The sequence below is a fragment of the Agromyces sp. GQ35 genome, assembly GCF_059758475.1.
In genome coordinates this window covers 146,466-164,480 of the sequence record NZ_JCAXEO010000003.1, presented here as the reverse complement: position 1 = coordinate 164,480, position 18,015 = coordinate 146,466, and the positions used below count along the sequence as shown (strand labels likewise).

The following is an 18,015-nucleotide window of genomic DNA, read 5'->3' as shown; positions in this document are numbered from 1 at the left end:
TGTCGGAAGGCAGCGGGCACGAGGAACGTCGCCGTCGCCTCACGGATTCGTGCTCCGATCAGGGCGGCGTCCAGTCGCGCCCGTCGACGCCCCATGCGATGAGCAGCCAACCCAATTGGAGCACGAGGGAAAGCGCTACCACGCCCCAGCGGTACCATGCCGCCCGCGGCGCCGCCAGCGCGCCGACGAGAGGGAACATCGGCGCGAGCAGACGGAACGTGCTCGACTGCGGGAAGAACACCGCGAGGAGGTACAGCGCGTAGCTCGCGAGCCACAGCCGGAGGTCGACGCCGAGGCGTCGCACCGCCGGCAGGAAGAGCGTGATGGCGAAGCCGGCGATGAGCGCGACCACGACGATCGTGCCGAGCGGCTGGTGCAGCCACCAGTCCCCCGACTGGAACCAGGCCGTGAACGGCACGAGCTCCTGGTAGCCGATGTACGCCGATCGCCAGGCGAGCTCGGTGGCCGTGTACCCGTGCAGGTCCCCGGTCACCGCCCACACGACGCCGGGCCACGCGAGACCGGCGAGACCGGCGAAGACGGTGACGGATGCCGCGAGCACGCGCTCCCGCATCGGGAACGGCTCCCGCTTGCGCGTCCACCAGCGCCACGCCCAGTGCAGGCCGAGGGTGAGTGCGAACGCGAGCGCCCCGGGCCGGGTGAAGGCCCACACGGAGATCACGGGCACGAGCCATCCGTAGCGCCGATCGACGAGCAGGAGCAGTGCGAGCGCGAGCCAGAGCAGCCCGAGCGACTCGGCGTAGCCGAACTGCATGATCGGCGACACCGGTGCCACCGCGAAGAGCACGACGGCGAAGAGCGCGCGGTCGGGCTCGAGGAATCGGCTCATCAGCCGGTGCGTCACGAGCGCGGCACCGAGCCCTGCGACGAGCGCCACGACGACGGATGCCGCGTTCCACGGCACGCCGAACCACGTCACGACACCGACGAGCATCGGATAGACGGGCAGGAACGCCCACGCGTTCTCGGCGACCTGGCCGGCCTCGGTGAGCGGGAGTTCGCGCGGGTAGCCGCCGAGCCAGATGATCTGGTACCACCGCGCGTCCCAGAGATTGGCGTATTCGAAGTACCCGGGGCGAGCGCCGGTCCACGGGTTCGCCCCCTGCACGCTCGCGAGGCAGAGCACCATCAGCGTGGTGATCGCCCGGGCCCCGAGGAAGATGACGACGACCTTCGCCCACCACGGTGCGAGGCGCCAGCGCACCCGCGGCGATCGGCGGGTCGCCCGGAACGGGTCGGGCTCCCGCTCGGCGGTCGCGACGGTCACGGTGCCGTGCCTCCGCGTCAGCCGGCGGTGCCCGACAGCCAGGCGCGCAACGCCCGCTCGGTCGAGTGGATCTGCTCGACGGCGACGCGCTCGTCGTCGGCGTGGGCCTTCAGCGGGTCGCCCGGCCCGAAGTTGACGGCCGGCACGCCGAGTGCGCTGAAGCGCGCGACATCCGTCCAGCCGTACTTGGGGCGCGCTTCGGCTCCGACGGCGCGCACGAATTCCTGCGCGAGTGGATCGTCGAGACCCGGCCGGGCACCCTCGGAGCTGTCGACGATCGTGACCTCGAAGCCGTCGAAGAACTCGATCACGAGCGCGGATGCCTCGGCGACGCTGCGACTCGGCGCGAACCGGTAGTTGACGTCGAGCACGGCGTCGTCGGGAATGACGTTGCCCGCGATGCCGCCGCCGACCCGCACGGCGTTCAGCCCTTCACGGTAGGCGAGCCCGTCGACCGTCACGGTCTCGGCCTCGTACGCCGCGAGCTTCGCGAGTGCGGGAGCGAGCTTGTGGATCGCGTTCTCGCCGACCCAGCTGCGTGCGGAATGGGCTCTGAGCCCTCGCGCCCGCACCTCGGCCCGCAGCGTGCCGTTGCAACCGCCCTCGACCTGACCGTTGGAGGGTTCGCCGAGAATCGCGAAGTCGGCCTCGAAGAGCTCGGGCCGGTTGCGGGAGAGCCTGCCGAGCCCGTTCAGCGCCGCCGCGACCTCTTCGTTGTCGTACCACATCCAGGTGAGGTCGACGATGGGCTCGGTGAGCTCGAGCGCGAGCTTCAGCTGCACCGCGACGCCCGCCTTCATGTCGACAGTGCCGCGGCCCCAGAGGAAGTCGACCCCGTCGATCGTCTCGAACCGCGTCGGCAGGTTGTCGTTGATCGGCACCGTGTCGAGGTGACCGGCGATCGCGACACGGCGGTCGCGACCGAGGTTCGTGCGAGCCACGACCGTGTCGCCGTCGCGGATGATCTCGAGGTGGGATGCTCCGGCGAGCGCGTCGACCACGAGGTCGGCGAGCAGCGTCTCATCGCCGGATTCGCTCGGCACGTCGCAGATCGCACGGGTGATGGCGACGGAGTCGGCGGAGAGGTCGAGCGGCGGAGCGGTCGCGGTCGAAGGCATGGGTCCCAGTCTACGAACGCCCCGGATGCCGCGACGCACCACGTCACAGCCGCCCGCGGCTCGATACGCTGGAGCACATGCCCGAGAACGACGTCGCCCCCAGCTCGCCCCGCCTCGCCCGCGGGGCAGGACTCGCCACGATCGCCGCCGACGGCACCGTGCTCGACACGTGGTTCCCGGCGCCGGCGCTCGGCGACACGAACGCCGAGGCGATCGCCGCCGAGCATCTCGCCCTCACCGGCCGAGACGAGCGCCGAAACGTCACGGTCGACGCCGTCGACCTCACGATCGACCTCGATGCCCCTCCCGCAGGCACGAGCGACGCGTACCTCCGCCTCCACCTGCTCTCGCACCTGCTCGTCGAGCCGAACACGGTGAACCTCGACGGCGTCTTCGGTCACCTGCCCGCCGTCGTCTGGACCAACGCGGGCCCGGTGCATCCGGCCGACTTCGACCGCCTGCGCCCTGCACTCCAGCGCGCCGGCATCCACGCGACGGGCATCGACAAGTTCCCGCGCCTTCTCGATTACGTCACGCCCGAGAGAGTGCGCATCGCCGATGCCGCGCGCGTGCGCCTCGGGGCGCATCTGGCACCGGGCACGACGGTGATGCACGAGGGCTTCGTGAACTTCAACGCCGGCACGCTCGGCGCCTCGATGGTCGAGGGCCGCATCTCGCAGGGCGTCGTCGTCGGCGACGGCTCCGACATCGGCGGCGGGGCTTCGATCATGGGCACCCTCTCGGGCGGCGGCACCCAGCGCGTCGCGATCGGCGAGCGCGCACTGCTCGGTGCCAACTCCGGCATCGGCATCTCGATCGGCGACGACAGTGTCGTCGAGGCCGGCCTCTACGTCACCGCCGGCACGAAGGTCGTGCTGCTCGGCGCCGCGGGTGAGCGACCGAGCACGGTGAAAGCAGTCGTGCTCTCGGGCGTGCCGAACCTCCTGTTCCGGCGCAACTCGCTGAACGGGCAGGTCGAAGCCCTCTCCCGCACGGGCGAGGGCGTGCAGCTGAACGCGGCGCTGCACGCATAGCACCCAGGAGTCCGCCCGGCTTCGCTCCCGCTGTCCCGCGCCCACCGTCTCGGCTACAGTTGGTCTCCTGGCCGCCGCGGGGCGGCCCTCGTCTTGCGCATCACGAAGGAGTGGCGTGGGTACCGACGCACCGAGAACCCGTCGGCATCGGGGAGTGAGCCTGCTCATCGGGCTGCTCATCACCGTGCTCGTGCTCGCCGTCGTGGCTGCCGGGCTCGGATGGTGGACGGTGCACCGGTCGTTCCCGACCACGAACGGCACGATCGAGGTTCCGGGCCTCGCCGCGACGGCCACGGTGCATCGCGACGACGCCGGAATCCCCCAGCTCTACGCCGAGACCGACCACGACCTGTTCCTCGCCCAGGGCTACGTGCACGCGCAGGACCGATTCTGGGAGATGGACTTCCGCCGGCACGTCACCGCTGGCCGTCTCGCCGAGCTCTTCGGCGAATCGCAGGTCGAGACCGACGCGTTCATCCGCACGCTCGACTGGCGCGGCATCGCCGAGCAGGAGTACGGCATGCTCGACGAACCGACGAGGGCGTACTACGACGCCTACGCCGAGGGCGTGAACGCCTACCTCGCCGAGCGAAGCGGGGCTGAACTCTCGCTCGAGTACGCCGTGCTCGGCCTGCAGAACCCCGGGTACTCCCCCGAGCCGTGGTCCGGAGTCGATTCGATCGCGTGGCTGAAGGCGATGGCGTGGGACCTGCGCTCGAACCTCGGCGACGAGATCGATCGCGCCCTCCTCTCGACGGTGCTGCCGCCCGAAGAGGTCGCCCGCCTGCACCCCGGATTCGCATGGGGGCAGATGCCGACGATCACCGGCGAGGGGGCCGTCGCCGCACCCGCGGCGCTCTCGGTCGCACCGCTCACGAGCGCCGCCGAGTCGACCGAGACGGATGTCGCAGCGGCATCCGCGCTGCCGCCCGACTACGCCGCCGCGCTCACGACGCTTCGGACCGCGATCGACGGTGTGCCCGAGCTGCTCGGACCCGAAGGCGGGGATCTCGGCTCGAACTCGTGGGTCGTGTCGGGTTCGCTCACCGAATCGGGACTCCCGCTGCTCGCCAACGATCCGCACCTCGGCCCTGCCATGCCCTCGATCTGGACGCAGATGGGCCTGCACTGCATCGAGATCACCGCGGACTGCGGCTTCGACGTCGCCGGCTACTCGTTCTCGGGGTTGCCCGGCATCGTCATCGGACAGAACCAGAACATCGCGTGGGGGTTCACGAACCTCGGACCGGATGTCGCGGACCTGTACCTCGAACGCATCGAAGGCGAAGCGTACGAACTCGACGGCGCCCTCGTGCCCCTCACGATCCGCGAAGAGACGATCACTGTCGCCGGTGCGGACCCCGTCACGATCACCGTGCGGTCGACGGCCCGGGGGCCGATCGTGACCGGCATCGGCGAGAACTTCGCCGCCGTCGCGGCAGGGTTGCCCGCGGCGACCGGCGAGCCCGAGGGCGAGTATCAGGTGTCGCTGCAGTGGACAGCCCTCACTCCGGGCACCACCGCGCGCGCGATCTTCGCGCTCGATCGCGCGCAGGACTGGAACGGGTTCCGCGCCGCCGCCGCCATGTTCGACGTGCCGGCCCAGAACCTCGTCTACGCCGACGTCGCCGGCAACATCGGGTACCAGGCGCCCGGCCGCATCCCGGTTCGTCTCTCGGGCGACGGCACGATGCCGCTACCCGGCTGGACGACTGCGAACGGGTGGGCCGGCAGCGTCGCGTTCGACCAGCTCCCATCGGTGGTGAACCCCGCTGCGGGCTACATCGTCACGGCCAACAATCCCCCTGCCGGGCCCGACGGCCCCATGCTCACGGCAGACTGGGACTACGGCTATCGAGCCGCAGCCATCGAACGTCTCATCGGCGAACAGGCCGCGGCCGGCGAGAAACTCACGGCAGAGGCGATCGCGCAGATCCAGCTCGACACGAACGACGCGAATGCCGCGGCATTGCTGCCGGTGATCGAGTCCCTCGACCTCGGCGGTGACGCCGCGCGGGGAGCCGATCTCCTCGTCGGCTGGAACGGCCGAGCCGACGCCGACAGTGCGCAGGCAGCCTACTTCGCCGTCTTCTGGCGCACACTGCTCGACGACATGTTCGGCGGGCTGCCCGATGCCGCGCGGCCGCAGGGCGGCGATCGGTGGTACAGCGTGGTGGGCGCCCTGCTCGCCGAACCCGACTCGGCCTGGTGGACGAACGGCGATCTGAATGTCACCGGCCGCGACGCGATGATCGAGCGTGCGCTCGGCGCCGCGTGGAGCGAGGCCGAAGACCGCATGGGGTCGAATCCGGGTTCCTGGCGGTGGGGGCGCCTGCACACGCTCACCCTCACCAATCAGAGCTTCGGCGAGTCGGGCATCGGCCCCATCGAATGGCTCTTCAATCGCGGACCCTACGAACTCGGCGGCGGCTCATCGATCGTGAACGCGATCGGCTGGGACGCCAGCGTCGGCTACGGCGTCGACTGGGTGCCGTCCATGCGCATGGTCGTCGACCTCGCCGATCGAGACGCTTCTCGCTGGATCAACCTCACGGGTGCTTCCGGTCACGCGTTCCACCCGAACTACGTCGACCAGGCGCCGCTCTGGCAGCACGGCGAGCTGCGCGACTGGGCGTTCACCGCCGAGGCGATCGAGACCAACGCGCGGGACACCCTGCGCCTCGTCCCGGCTGAGTGAGGCGGCGGGGCTCCTGCACGACGAAACGCCGGCAACGCCCGAAGGCGGCACCGGCGTTTCGACGAGTGGCGTTCAGACCGAGGGGTAGTGCCGCTCCGCATCGCCGATGTACAGCTGCTGCGGCCGACCGATCTTGGTCTGCGGGTCGAGGTTCATCTCGCGCCAGTGCGCCATCCATCCGGGCAGGCGACCGATCGCGAACAGCACGGTGAACATGCGCGTCGGGAAGCCCATGGCCTTGTAGATGACGCCCGTGTAGAAGTCGACGTTCGGGTAGAGCCGGCGCTCCTTGAAGTAGTCGTCCTGCAGGGCGAACTGCTCGAGCTCCTTCGCGATGTCGAGCAGCGGGTCGGCGACGCCGAGCCCGGCGAGCACCTCATCGGCCGACTGCTTCACGATCGTGGCGCGCGGGTCGTAGTTCTTGTAGACGCGGTGCCCGAAGCCCATGAGCTTCACCCCGTCTTCTTTGTTCTTCACGCGCTCGACGAACTTCTCGACACCCTCGCCCGAGTCGCGGATGCGGGCGAGCATCTGCAGCACGGCCTCATTGGCTCCGCCGTGCAGCGGCCCCGACAACGCATGGATACCCGCGGAGATCGAGGCGTACAGGTTCGCACCGGTCGAGCCGACGAGACGCACGGTCGATGTCGACGCGTTCTGCTCGTGGTCCTCGTGCAGAATCAGGAGCCGGTCGAGCGCCGTCGAGAGCACCGGGTCGACCTCGAACGGCTCGGCCATGTTGCCGAAGTTGAGCTTGAGGAAGTTGTCGACGAACGAGAGCGAGTTGTCGGGGTAGAGGAACGCCTGGCCGATCGACTTCTTGTGCGCGTAGGCCGCGATCACCGGAAGCTTCGCGAGCAGTCGCACCATCGTCAGTTCGACCTGTTCGGGGTCGTGCGAGTCCGACGAGTCCTCGTAGTAGGTCGAGAGCGCGGAGACCGCGCTCGAGAGCACCGCCATCGGGTGGGCGGTGTGCGGCAGCGAGGAGAAGAAGCGCTTGAGGTCTTCGTGCAGCAGCGTGTGGCGACGGATCTTCTCGTCGAACTCGCCGAGCTGGTCGGCCGTCGGCAGCTCGCCGTAGATGAGGAGCCATGCGACCTCGAGGAACGTCGAGTTCGCCGCGACCTCTTCGATCGGGTACCCGCGGTAGCGGAGGATTCCCTGCTCGCCGTCGATGTAGGTGATGGCCGACCGCGTCGAGGCGGTGTTCACGAAGCCGTAGTCGAGCGCCGTCAAGCCCGTCTGGCGCGTCAGCGTCGAAACGTCGATGCTCGAGTTGCCCTGTGCCGACCGGTGGACGGGGAACTCGGCGGTGGTGCCGCCGAAGCTGAGGGTGGCGGTCTGGGGGGTCTCGGCCTGGGGGGTCTCCCCTGCCGCATTCTTCACGACGTCGTTCACGGCGCCTCCTGTGATCGTCACTTGCGCGGTCACCTGCTTTCCGGTCGGGACCGTGAGGTCGGCCGCAACCCGAATACAGCCTAGACGGGCTCTGGGCACACTGTCGCATCCGCCAACAGATCACAGCTTCCGTTGGCGGTGATCACCACCGTCAGGCGCGATCCGACGACGAGCGAGCGGATGTCACGCCACAGCAGCGGCGCTGAGACGCTCGGCGGCGGCCGCGATGCGCTCGTCGTTCGCGGTCAACGAGAGCCGGATGTGCTCGGGGTGGTGCACCCCGTAGAAGTGGCCGGGTCCGCCGACGATGCCGAGGTCGGCCAGTCGCCCGATGGAGTCCCAGGCATCGCGCCCCTCGGTCGCCCACAGGTAGAGGCCCGCCTCACTGCGGTCGATCCGGAATCCCGCGACCTCGAGCGCGGACTTCAGCACCGTGCGCCGCGCGCGATAGCGCTCCTTCTGAGCGGCGACGTGCTCGTCGTCGCGGAGGGCGGCGAGCATCGCCGCCTGCAACGGCTGCGCGAGCATGAGTCCGGCGTGCTTGCGTACCGTGGTGAGTCGGCCGATCACCGTGCTGCAGCCGGCGACGAACGCGGTTCGATAGCCGGCCATGTTCGACTGCTTCGACAGGGAGTAGGCGACGAGGGTGTTGTGCCGGTCGTCGCCGACCACGTGCGGGTCGAGCAGGCTCGGCACCGGCGTCTCGGCCCACTCGCCCTCCCAGCCGAGTTCGGCGTAGCACTCGTCGCCGACGATGACCGCTCCGAGTTCGAGCGCACGCTCTCGAGCGGCACGCAGCTCGCTGATCGTGAGCACCCTGCCGTCGGGGTTGCCGGGACTGTTGAGCCAGACGAGCCGAGTCGCGGCCGGCCACTCGGCGGGGTCGTCGGACGCCATCGCCGTGGCTCCGACGAGCACGGCGCCCATCTCGTAGCTCGGGTACGCCGCCCGCGGGTGCACGACCACATCGCCCTCGCCGAGTCCGAGGAGGAACGGCAACAGGGCGACGAGCTCTTTGGAGCCGACCGTCGGCAGCACGTTCGCGGCGGTGAGGCCGGTGACGCCGCGGCGCCTGGCGAACCAGTCGACGATCGCGTCGCGCAGCTCATCGGTGCCCGTGGTCTGCGGGTAGGCGTGGGCGTCGGTCGCATTCACGAGCGCCTCGCGCACCAGATCGGGCGTCGAGTCGACCGGTGAACCGATCGAGAGATCGACGACGCCGCCCGGATGCGCCGCCGCACGCTGCCGGTACGGCGCCATGAGGTCCCACGGGTAGTCGGGCAGCTCTCCGCGAGCCATGCTCAGTGGACCTGGGGCGGAAGCGCAGAGATCACCGGGTGATCCTTCGGGATGACACCGATCTTCGCGGCGCCGCCGGGCGAGCCGATGTCGTCGAAGAATTCGACGTTGGCCTTGTAGTAGTCGGCCCAGAGTTCGGGCAGGTCGTCTTCGTAGTAGATCGCCTCGACCGGGCAGACCGGTTCGCAGGCGCCGCAGTCGACGCACTCGTCGGGGTGGATGTAGAGCGAACGCTCACCCTCGTAGATGCAGTCGACCGGACACTCGTCGATGCACGCACGGTCTTTCACGTCGACACACGGAAGGGCGATGACATAGGTCACGGTGGCTTGCTGTCCCTTCGGAAGGCTGGAAGTCCAGTCTAGGCGTCGCGCGGGCGCGCCGACGGCAGCTTGGGCCAGGCGACCACGAGCACCGCGATGAGTGCCGGGGAGATCGACCACACGGTGCCGGTCACGTCACCGACGATGAGCACCGACCCGCCGGGGCCGGGCAGCGTGAGCACGGCCACGGCGACGACGATGCCGGCGCCCGCCGCGGCTGCAGCGGCCCTCCCGCCCGCGACGAGGCGGATGCCGAGCAGCAGGGCAGCCACCCCGACGAGCGCGGCGAGCAGCCCCCAGGGAATCGCGACCTCCCCGATGCGGAGAGTCGATCGATGGCCCGCCGTCGCGAGCGCGCCGAACGCGAGTCCGATCAGGAACGAGATGACGATGGTGCCGATTCGACTGCCGGTGCGCGTCATTTCGGCTGGGGGGTGACCGTGTACGACACGGTCTCGCCTTCACCGGCGACGAGCACGAGGTACTCGCCGTTGGTATACACCACGGCGCCGGTGTCTTGACCTGCGAGGCTCGTGTCCTGCGTGAACCCTGCGGCTTCGAGCTTCGATGCCGCCTCGGCGACCGGGTCGGCCGCCGACGACGTGATCATGACGGTCCAGCCGGAGGTTCCACCGGCTTCGCCGCCGGCGGCGAAGCCGATCTCGCCCTCGATCAGTTCGACCGATTCGGGGAAGTCGGCGGGCAGTTCGCCGCCCAGGCTCACGTCACCGCCGGTGGCGTCTTCGATGGCGTCTTCGACGCCCTGGTTGACGAGGTCGCCGGGATTCGGGAAGCACCCGGAGAGCAACGTCGCGGCCACCGCCGCGATCACCGCGGCGGTGACCGCTCGACGATGGCTGATGGAGTGTCGCATGGCCGGCTCCTCGTGTGCGGTGGTCGAATGCTGGGGTCATGGCGCGGCGCGCCGATGGCGTCCCCAGCCTGAATTCTAGCGACCCGAACGCTGGTGGACCATGGCGTACCGTGGACGTGAACACACGGGACGGACCGTGCGGAGAGGATCGACCATGGCCGAGACCACCCCACCCGCAGCCGCGCCGAACGCACCCGACGTGCTCGTCGAGCGCGACGGCGGAATCGCCATCGTGACGATCGATCGCCCGAAGGCCCTGAACGCCCTCTCTCCCGACCTGCTCCGCTCGCTGCTCGGCGTCTTCGAGTCACTCGCCGAAGAGGGCAGTGCCGTGCGCGGCGTGATCCTCACGGGTGCCGGCGGCCGCGCGTTCGTGGCGGGCGCCGACATCCGTGCGATGGCCGACTTCTCCCCCGAGCAGGGCGAGGAATCCGCGCGCCTCGGCCACAGGGTCGCCGCCGCGATCGAGGGACTCGCGGCCCCGGTCATCGCCTGCGTCGACGGCTTCGCACTCGGCGGCGGGCTCGAGCTCGCCCTGGCGTGCGACTTCATCTACGCGACGGAAGCCTCGAGCTTCGGCCAGCCCGAGGTGCACCTGGGGCTCGTGCCCGGCTTCGGCGGCACCGTGCGTCTTCCCCGCGCGGTCGGTCTCGCGCGCGCGAAGGAGCTCATCTACACCGCACGACGCATCGACGCGGCCGAGGCGAACGCACTGGGCCTCGTCGCTCGCACCTTCGCCGATCGTGCGGCGCTCTTCGCCGGAGCCCGTGCGACGCTCGACGAGGTGGCCGCCAACGCGGCTCCCGCGGTCGCCATCGCCAAGCGAGTGCTCGTCGCCGCGGCAGGCCGTCGCACCGAGAGTGCGACCGAGCTCGAAGTCGAAGGGTTCGGCGACGCGTTCCGCACCGACGACATGCGCGAGGGCGTCGCGGCGTTCATCGAGAAGCGAGAGCCGCGCTTCACCGGCGCCTGAAGCGAACGGCCGGCGTCGACCTCGACCTCAGCCGATGCGCGCGGCGAGCCAGGCGAACCCGTCGAACCGCACGCCGTCGACTCCGAACATCTCGAGGTGCAGGTGCGGGCCGGTGGACTGGCCGGTCGAGCCGACGAGGCCGAGCTGCTGGCCAGCGGTGACCCGCTCGCCCACGGAGACGCCGAGCGAACCGAACTGCATGTGCCCGTAGGAGCTCGTGATGAGCTCACCGCCGATGTTGTGCTGCACCTCGACGTTGACGCCGAGGCCGCCGCCGTTCTCGGTCGCGAGCACGACGACGCCGTCGGCGATCGACATCACCGGGGTGCCGTTGCCCGGGTTGAAGTCCACACCGTCGTGGTTGGTCGAGCAACCTGCGCAGGGCGCCGAGCGCGGGCCGAAGCCGGAGCTGCGGCGGTCGGGTGTCAGCACGGGCCAGACGACGGCATCGGTGTCGATCAACGAGACGCTGCCGACGCTCGCCACCTGCGAGAGCAGGGGCGGAGGTGCGGCTTCGACGTTGTACTGCTCGGCGGCGAGCGTCGACATGACGCCGTCGCTGCCGACCTCGACGGTCTGCGGCTCGTAGTGCACCGTGTCCTCGGCCGGCGCGTACACGGAGGCGAGAGGCTCGACGGCGGTGGCGGTGATCGCGGTGGCCGGCACGTTCGCGGCGATCATCATGCCGCCGACGAAGGTCATCGCGAGGAGCGAGAAGGCCGGACGCACCGCGCGTCCGCCTCGCGTGGATCTGGGCTGCGCCGATTGCGGGGGTGTCGAGTTCGCGAACTCGCGGGGGGCTGCGGAATCACGAGTGGTGGAGCGGCGGAGGCGGGCAGAACGGGGGGCGGCCGCGCGACGGCCGTGCGTGGGGAGAGTCATGTGGTGCGTTACGTATCCGGGTCGAGGGGGAGTCGAGACGATCTCGTCGGGGGCTGTCGAGACAATCTCAGCTACCGTACGCACCGAGTCTGAGAGAGTCCTCCGTTATGCATCCGTTATCTGGCAAAACCCTGAGAGCGCTCTCCTGGGAGCGCTCTCCGGCGACGAGCAGAGCGGATGTCACGAGCCCTCGCCCGCGACATCCGCTCAGTTCTCTCTTCGCCGAGTATCAGCCCTGCTTCTTCAATCGCGAGGTGTTGCGAGCGCGGGCAGTGGCGTCGAGCTCGACCTTGCGGATGCGCACCGCAGCGGGCGTGACCTCGACGCACTCGTCTTCGCGGGCGAACTCGAGGCACTCCTCGAGCGAGAGCTGACGCGAAGGCGTCATCGACTCGAACGTGTCGGAGGTCGACTGACGCATGTTGGTCAGCTTCTTCTCCTTCGTGATGTTCACGTCCATGTCGTCGTTGCGCGAGTTCTCGCCGATGACCATGCCCTCGTAGACCTCTTCGGTCGGGTTCACGAAGAACGTCATGCGCTCCTGCAGGGCGATGATCGCGAACGGGGTGACGACACCCGAGCGGTCGGCGACGATCGAACCGTTGTTGCGCGTGACGATCTGGCCGGCCCACGCGTCGTAGCCGTGCGAGATCGCGTTCGCGATGCCGGTGCCGCGCGTGGTGGTCATGAATTCGGTACGGAACCCGATGAGGCCGCGGCTCGGCACGATGAACTCCATACGCACCCAGCCTGTGCCGTGGTTCGACATGTTGTCCATGCGACCCTTGCGGGCGGCGAGCAGCTGCGTGATCGCTCCGAGGTACTCTTCGGGCGCGTCGATCGTGAGGTGCTCGTAGGGCTCGTGCGTCTTGCCGTCGACCTGCTTCGTGACCACCTGCGGCTTGCCGACGGTGAGTTCGAAGCCTTCACGGCGCATCTGCTCGACGAGGATCGCGAGCGCGAGCTCGCCGCGTCCCTGCACCTCCCACGCATCGGGCCGGCCGATGTCGAGCACCTTGAGCGAGACGTTGCCGACGAGTTCGCGGTCGAGGCGGTCTTTCACCATGCGAGCGGTGAGCTTGTGGCCCTTGACCTTGCCGACGAGCGGCGAGGTGTTCGTGCCGATCGTCATCGAGATCGCGGGCTCGTCGACCGCGATGATCGGCAGGGGGCGCACGTCGTCGGGATCGGCGAGCGTGTCGCCGATCATGATGTCTTCGAAGCCGGCGACCACGGCGATGTCGCCGGGCCCGGCACTCTCGGCCGGGAACCGGTCGAGCGCCTTCGTGAGGAAGAGCTCGGTCACGCGCACGTTCTGCACGGAGCCGTCGTGCTTGACCCAGGCGACCGTCTGGCCCTTCTTGATGGTGCCGTGGAAGACTCGGAGCAGCGCGAGGCGGCCGAGGAACGGCGAGGCGTCGAGGTTCGTCACGTGGGCCTGCAGCGGGTGCTCGTCGTCATAGACGGGAGCCGGGATGTGCTGCAGGATCGCCTCGAAGAGCGGCTCGAGATCGTCGTTGTCGGGCAGCTCGCCGTTGCCGGGCTTGTTGTGGCTCGCAGCGCCGTTGCGCCCCGAGGCGTAGACGACGGGAACGTCGAGGATCGCGTCGAGGTCGAGGTCGGGCACGTCGTCGGCCAGGTCGGAGGCGAGGCCGAGCAGTAGGTCCTGGCTCTCGGCGACGACCTCGTCGATGCGCGCGTCGGGGCGATCGGTCTTGTTGACGAGCAGGATCACCGGCATGCGCGCCTCGAGTGCCTTGCGCAGTACGAAGCGGGTCTGCGGCAGCGGGCCCTCGCTCGAGTCGACGAGCAGCACCACGCCGTCGACCATCGACAGGCCGCGCTCGACCTCGCCGCCGAAGTCGGCGTGACCCGGGGTGTCGATGACGTTGATCGTGATCGGGCCGTCGGTGGCGTGCACGCCCTTGTACGAGATCGCCGTGTTCTTGGCGAGGATCGTGATGCCTTTTTCGCGCTCGAGCTCATTGGAGTCCATCGCCCGCTCTTCGACGTGGGCGTGCTCGGCGAACGAGTGCGTCTGGTTGAGCATCGCGTCGACGAGCGTGGTCTTGCCGTGGTCGACGTGTGCGACGATCGCGACGTTGCGCAGGTCATTGCGGGTGGCGTTGGCCATAGTTGGTCCTCGAGGGTGCCGGCCGCCGCGCCGCCCGAGCGGCGTGAGCACGCACGGGGACAGCATGGAAGCGCTGTGATGAAGGTCTGTGGGGAGCGCGGGAAGCCGCAAGGACGGCGTGCGCCCCTCTAGCGTACCCTGCTACGCGCCCTGCACGCTGAGAACGCACAAGCGCCCGCCATCCGAGTGTCGGATGTCGGGCGCTCGCGTCGCGCGTGTTCTGCTCTGCGCGCTAGGCGCCGAGCTCGATGTTCGCACCTGGGATCGCCGCGAGGAGATCCTTCGTGTACTGCTCTTTCGGGTTGTCGAACACCTCATCGGTGGTCGACGCCTCGACGATCTTGCCTCGTTGCATCACGCAGACATGGTCGGCGATGACTCGCACGACCGCCAGGTCGTGCGTGATGAAGAGGTAGGTCAGGTCGAGTTCGGCCTGCAGGTCGGCGAGCAGACGCAGGATCTGCGCCTGCACCAGCACGTCGAGCGCCGACACCGCCTCGTCGAGCACCACGATCTCGGGCTTCAACGCGAGCGCACGTGCAATCGCGATGCGCTGGCGCTGGCCGCCTGAGAGCTCGTTCGGGTACCGGCTGACGAGGGTGCGCGGAAGCGACACCTGGTCGAGCAGCTCGTAGACCCGCTCACGACGAGAGGCGACCGTGCCCACCTTGTGCGTGAACAGCGGCTCGGAGATCGTGTTGCCGATGTTGCGCAACGGGTTCAGCGAACCGTAGGGGTCTTGGAAGACCGGCTGCATGCGGCTGCGGAGGTTGAAGAGCTCCTTGCCGGAGACGCTCGCGAGGTCGTGACCGCCGACGACGATCTTGCCGCTCGTGGTGTCTTCGAGCTTCAGCAACATCTTCGCCACGGTCGACTTGCCCGAGCCCGATTCGCCGACGAGCGCCATGGTGGTGCCCTTCGCGATCTGGAAGGAGACCTTGTCGACCGCCGTGAAGTCGCCGGAGCCGCGAATCTTGAAGACCTTCGTCAGGTCTTCGACCACGATCGCCGGCGGAGCCGGAGGGGCCGCCGCGAGCGCTTCCGCGCGAGCCTCGGCCGTGGCGATGAGGTCGATCGCGTCTCCCGCGGCGGCTGCCGCGCCCACGTGCATCGATGACTCCGCCGCCGCGATCGAGCCCGTCGCCTGGATGCGGCGCGAGGCGAGGCTCGGTGCCGCTGCGACGAGCCGCTGCGTGTACGGGTGCTGCGGATTCTGCAGGATCTCGACCGACGGGCCGGATTCGACGACCTTGCCCTTGTACATCACCACGAGCTGCTCTGCCCGTTCGGCCGCGAGACCGAGGTCGTGCGTGATGAACAGCAGTGTCGTGCCGAGTTCGCGCGTCAGCGACTCGAGGTGGTCGAGGATGACCCGCTGCACCGTGACATCGAGCGCCGAGGTCGGCTCGTCGGCGATGAGCAGCTGCGGGTCGGCCGCCAGGCCCATGCCGATCAGCACGCGTTGCCGCATGCCGCCCGAGAACTGGTGCGGGAACTGCCGCATGCGACGATCGGCATCGCCGAGGCCGGCCTCTTTCAGCACCTCGATCGCACGCTTCTTGACCGCCTTGCGGCCGCTCGCGATGCCGTTGGCCGCAATCGCCTCTTCGACCTGGAAGCCGATCGACCACACGGGGTTCAGGTTCGACATCGGGTCTTGGGGAACGAACCCGATCTTGCGGCCGCGAACGGCCTCCATCTCTTTCTTGCTGGCCTTCGTGAGGTCTTGGCCATCGAGGAGGATCTGTCCGCCCGAGATGTGCCCGGTGCCGGGGAGCAGGTTGATGATCGCGTGCGCTGTCGTCGACTTGCCCGAGCCCGACTCCCCCACGATGGCGAGGCTCTGCCCGCGGTAGAGGGTGATGTTCACGCCATCGACGGCCTTGACCAGCCCGTCTTGGGTGTTGAAGCCGACCTGGAGGTCCTTGATCTCCAGCAGCGGCCGTTCGGCGCCTTCGGCACGTTCTGTCTGCACGTTCGATCCGTTCGAAATCTCGCTCATCGCTGTGCCCTCGCCTTCGGGTCGAGTGCGTCGCGCACGACCTCGCCGAGCATGATGAAGCTCAGCACGGTGACCGACAGCGCGATCGAGGGGAGGATCAGCGTCTGGGGCGCGGTGCGCAGCGAGGTCTGCGCCTGGCTGATGTCGTTGCCCCACGACATGATGTTGGTCGGCAGTCCCACACCGAGGAACGACAGCGTCGCCTCTGCGACGATCGCCGATGCGAGCGAGATCGTCGTGATGACGATGACGGGTGCGATCGAGTTCGGCAGCACGTGACGCAGCAGAATGCGGAATCGCGAGACGCCGAGCGCCGTCGATGCCATCACGAAGTCGGCGTTCTTCACCCTGAGGATCTCGGCTCGCAGCACACGTGCCGTGGCCGGCCATGCGAACAATCCGATCGCGAGCGAGATCACCCACACGTTCCGGTACCCCGAGAGCACCGACATGATGACGACCGCCGCGAGGATGTAGGGGATCGAGAAGAAGATGTCGCCGAGGCGCGAGAGTACTGCGTCGAGCCATCCGCCGTAGAAGCCCGCGAAGGCACCGAAGACGATGCCGAGCAGCGCCACGAGCGACGTGACGATGATGCCGACGGCCAGTGAGGTCGACGTGCCGTGGATGATGCGCGAGTAGATGTCGCAGCCCTGCTTGGTGAAGCCGAGCGGGTGACCGTCGGTCGGGCCGCCGTTGCTGTTCGCCAGGAGGCAGTCGTTGTTCGGCGGTGTCTGGGTGAACCAGCCCGGGAACAGTGCGACGACGACGACGAGCAGGATCAGCACTGAGGAGATCCAGAACATCGGGCGCTTGCGAACGTCGTTCCACGCATCGGTCCAGAGGTTCGAGGGCTTGCCCTCGGCCTTGACGGAGTCGATCGCGACGAGCGGGGTTTCGTCGAGCGGGGCGACGAAGTGCTGCTGGTCTGGTCTGGTGTTACTTTGCATAACGGATCCTCGGGTCGAGAACGGCGTACAGGAGATCCACCAGCAGGTTCACCACGAGGTAGATCAGCACCATGATCGTCACGAAGGAGACGACGGTGGGTCCCTCTCCGCGAATGATCGCCTGGTAGAGCGTGCGGCCGACACCCGGCACGTTGAAGATGCCCTCGGTGACGGTCGCACCGACCATGAGCGTGCCGAAGTCGACGGCGAGGTAGGTCACGACCGGAATGAGCGAGTTGCGCAGGATGTGCACGGGGACGATGCGGTTGCGGGAAAGGCCCTTGCTCGCCGCGGTGCGAACGAAGTCCTGTCCTCCGGTCTCGATGACCGACGCCCTCGTCAGTCGAACGATCTGCGCGAAGCTGATCGTCGCGAGCACGATGGCCGGCAATATCAGGTCTTCCGTCGGGGCTCCGGGCCCCACAGTTGTTCTGAACCACCCCAGATAGATGCCGAAGAACCACTGCATCACGAACGCCAGCACGAAGATCGGCAGCGAGATCAGGATGAGGCTCACGACGAGCGCGCTGGCATCGAAGATGCCGCCCTTGCGGAGGCCCGACACGAGGCCGATAGTGATGCCCGCGACCATCTCGAAGAACACGGCCATCGCCGCGAGGCGGAGCGTGACGGGGAAGGTGGCCATCAGGATCTCGGAGACCGGCTGCCCCGAGAACGAGACGCCGAGGTCACCCCTGAAGATGTTGCCGAGGAAGATGAAGTACTGGACGATGAACGGCTGGTCGAGGTGATACCGCTCGCGCAGGGCTTCGATGACCTGAGGGGGCGGAGTCTTGTCGCCGAACAATGCGACGATCGGGTCGCCGGGCATGGCGAAGACCATGAAATAGATCAGGAACGTGGTGCCGAGCAGGACAGGGATCGCCTGCAGGAGTCGGCGCAGGATATAGCCGGCCATGGATCAGGCCCTGCGTTCTGCGTATGTGGACATGTTGAAAGAAACCTCACCGTTGTGCGAGTTCGATTCCACGATGCTACGCCGATCAGGCGAACACCATGGATACGTGGGAGTGGGGCGGCA

Annotated in this window: 15 protein-coding genes; 3 read left to right on the top strand and 12 right to left on the bottom strand. The window is 68.4% G+C overall.

The window, feature by feature from the left end; translation table 11 throughout:
• Positions 1-58 precede the first annotated feature (58 nt).
• Together AC6CH0_RS15885 and dapE are read right to left on the bottom strand one after the other, a co-directional pair.
• Positions 59-1,288: a hypothetical protein gene (locus tag AC6CH0_RS15885; RefSeq protein ID WP_498102607.1), complete on the bottom strand. Its 1,230-nt coding sequence runs from the start codon at positions 1,286-1,288 to the stop codon at positions 59-61.
• Positions 1,289-1,305: 17 nt separating this feature from the next.
• Positions 1,306-2,406: a succinyl-diaminopimelate desuccinylase gene (dapE, locus tag AC6CH0_RS15880; protein WP_498102605.1), complete on the bottom strand. Its 1,101-nt coding sequence runs from the start codon at positions 2,404-2,406 to the stop codon at positions 1,306-1,308.
• A 77-nt stretch (positions 2,407-2,483) separates the two neighbouring features.
• Here dapE and dapD point away from each other — a divergent pair, with 77 nt between their 5' ends.
• The gene (gene dapD / locus AC6CH0_RS15875) at positions 2,484-3,440 is read left to right on the top strand and encodes a 2,3,4,5-tetrahydropyridine-2,6-dicarboxylate N-succinyltransferase (protein ID WP_498102603.1); all 957 of its coding nucleotides are present in this window, start codon (positions 2,484-2,486) and stop codon (positions 3,438-3,440) included.
• A 115-nt stretch (positions 3,441-3,555) separates the two neighbouring features.
• Positions 3,556-6,138: a penicillin acylase family protein gene (locus tag AC6CH0_RS15870; RefSeq protein ID WP_498102601.1), complete on the top strand. Its 2,583-nt coding sequence runs from the start codon at positions 3,556-3,558 to the stop codon at positions 6,136-6,138.
• 72 nt (positions 6,139-6,210) lie between these two features.
• Here the strand turns inward: AC6CH0_RS15870 and AC6CH0_RS15865 are convergent, their stop codons facing one another.
• The 5 genes from AC6CH0_RS15865 to AC6CH0_RS15845 all read right to left on the bottom strand — a co-directional run bounded on the left by AC6CH0_RS15865 (position 6,211) and on the right by AC6CH0_RS15845 (position 10,032).
• Positions 6,211-7,536 carry a citrate synthase gene (locus AC6CH0_RS15865; protein ID WP_498102599.1) on the bottom strand — a complete coding sequence of 442 codons (1,326 nt, stop codon included), beginning with the start codon at positions 7,534-7,536 and terminating at the stop codon, positions 6,211-6,213.
• Positions 7,537-7,719: 183 nt separating this feature from the next.
• On the bottom strand, positions 7,720-8,835 hold the full coding sequence (gene dapC, locus AC6CH0_RS15860; RefSeq protein WP_498102597.1) for a succinyldiaminopimelate transaminase: 1,116 nt from the start codon (positions 8,833-8,835) through the stop codon (positions 7,720-7,722).
• A gap of 2 nt (positions 8,836-8,837) precedes the next feature.
• Positions 8,838-9,158 carry a ferredoxin gene (gene fdxA, locus AC6CH0_RS15855; RefSeq protein WP_498102595.1) on the bottom strand — a complete coding sequence of 107 codons (321 nt, stop codon included), beginning with the start codon at positions 9,156-9,158 and terminating at the stop codon, positions 8,838-8,840.
• Between the two features lie 38 nt (positions 9,159-9,196).
• Positions 9,197-9,580, bottom strand: coding sequence for a hypothetical protein (locus tag AC6CH0_RS15850; RefSeq protein WP_498102593.1), 384 nt, complete (start codon positions 9,578-9,580; stop codon positions 9,197-9,199).
• A complete protein-coding gene (locus AC6CH0_RS15845) occupies positions 9,577-10,032 on the bottom strand; it encodes a hypothetical protein (protein ID WP_498102591.1) in 456 nt (151 codons plus the stop codon). Before AC6CH0_RS15845 ends, AC6CH0_RS15850 begins: the two co-directional genes overlap by 4 nt.
• Positions 10,033-10,186: 154 nt before the next feature.
• On the opposite strand from AC6CH0_RS15845, the gene AC6CH0_RS15840 reads away from it, so the two are divergent.
• Positions 10,187-11,005 carry an enoyl-CoA hydratase-related protein gene (locus AC6CH0_RS15840; RefSeq protein WP_498102589.1) on the top strand — a complete coding sequence of 273 codons (819 nt, stop codon included), beginning with the start codon at positions 10,187-10,189 and terminating at the stop codon, positions 11,003-11,005.
• Positions 11,006-11,032: 27 nt separating this feature from the next.
• Here AC6CH0_RS15840 and AC6CH0_RS15835 read toward each other — a convergent pair whose 3' ends face one another.
• From AC6CH0_RS15835 to AC6CH0_RS15815, 5 genes are all read right to left on the bottom strand, one after another.
• Positions 11,033-11,734, bottom strand: a complete 702-nt coding sequence (locus AC6CH0_RS15835; RefSeq protein WP_498102587.1) for a M23 family metallopeptidase — start codon at positions 11,732-11,734, stop codon at positions 11,033-11,035.
• 382 nt (positions 11,735-12,116) lie between these two features.
• Positions 12,117-14,021, bottom strand: coding sequence for a translational GTPase TypA (gene typA, locus AC6CH0_RS15830; protein ID WP_498102585.1), 1,905 nt, complete (start codon positions 14,019-14,021; stop codon positions 12,117-12,119).
• 232 nt (positions 14,022-14,253) lie between these two features.
• Positions 14,254-16,023, bottom strand: coding sequence for a dipeptide ABC transporter ATP-binding protein (locus tag AC6CH0_RS15825; RefSeq protein WP_498102583.1), 1,770 nt, complete (start codon positions 16,021-16,023; stop codon positions 14,254-14,256).
• Positions 16,020-16,973 (bottom strand): ABC transporter permease, encoded by a 954-nt coding sequence (locus tag AC6CH0_RS15820; RefSeq protein ID WP_498102581.1) that lies wholly within the window; start codon positions 16,971-16,973, stop codon positions 16,020-16,022. The genes AC6CH0_RS15825 and AC6CH0_RS15820 overlap by 4 nt, the downstream gene beginning before the upstream one ends.
• The gene (locus AC6CH0_RS15815; RefSeq protein WP_498102579.1) at positions 16,963-17,892 is read right to left on the bottom strand and encodes an ABC transporter permease; all 930 of its coding nucleotides are present in this window, start codon (positions 17,890-17,892) and stop codon (positions 16,963-16,965) included. Before AC6CH0_RS15815 ends, AC6CH0_RS15820 begins: the two co-directional genes overlap by 11 nt.
• Between the last annotated feature and the right edge of the window lie 123 nt (positions 17,893-18,015).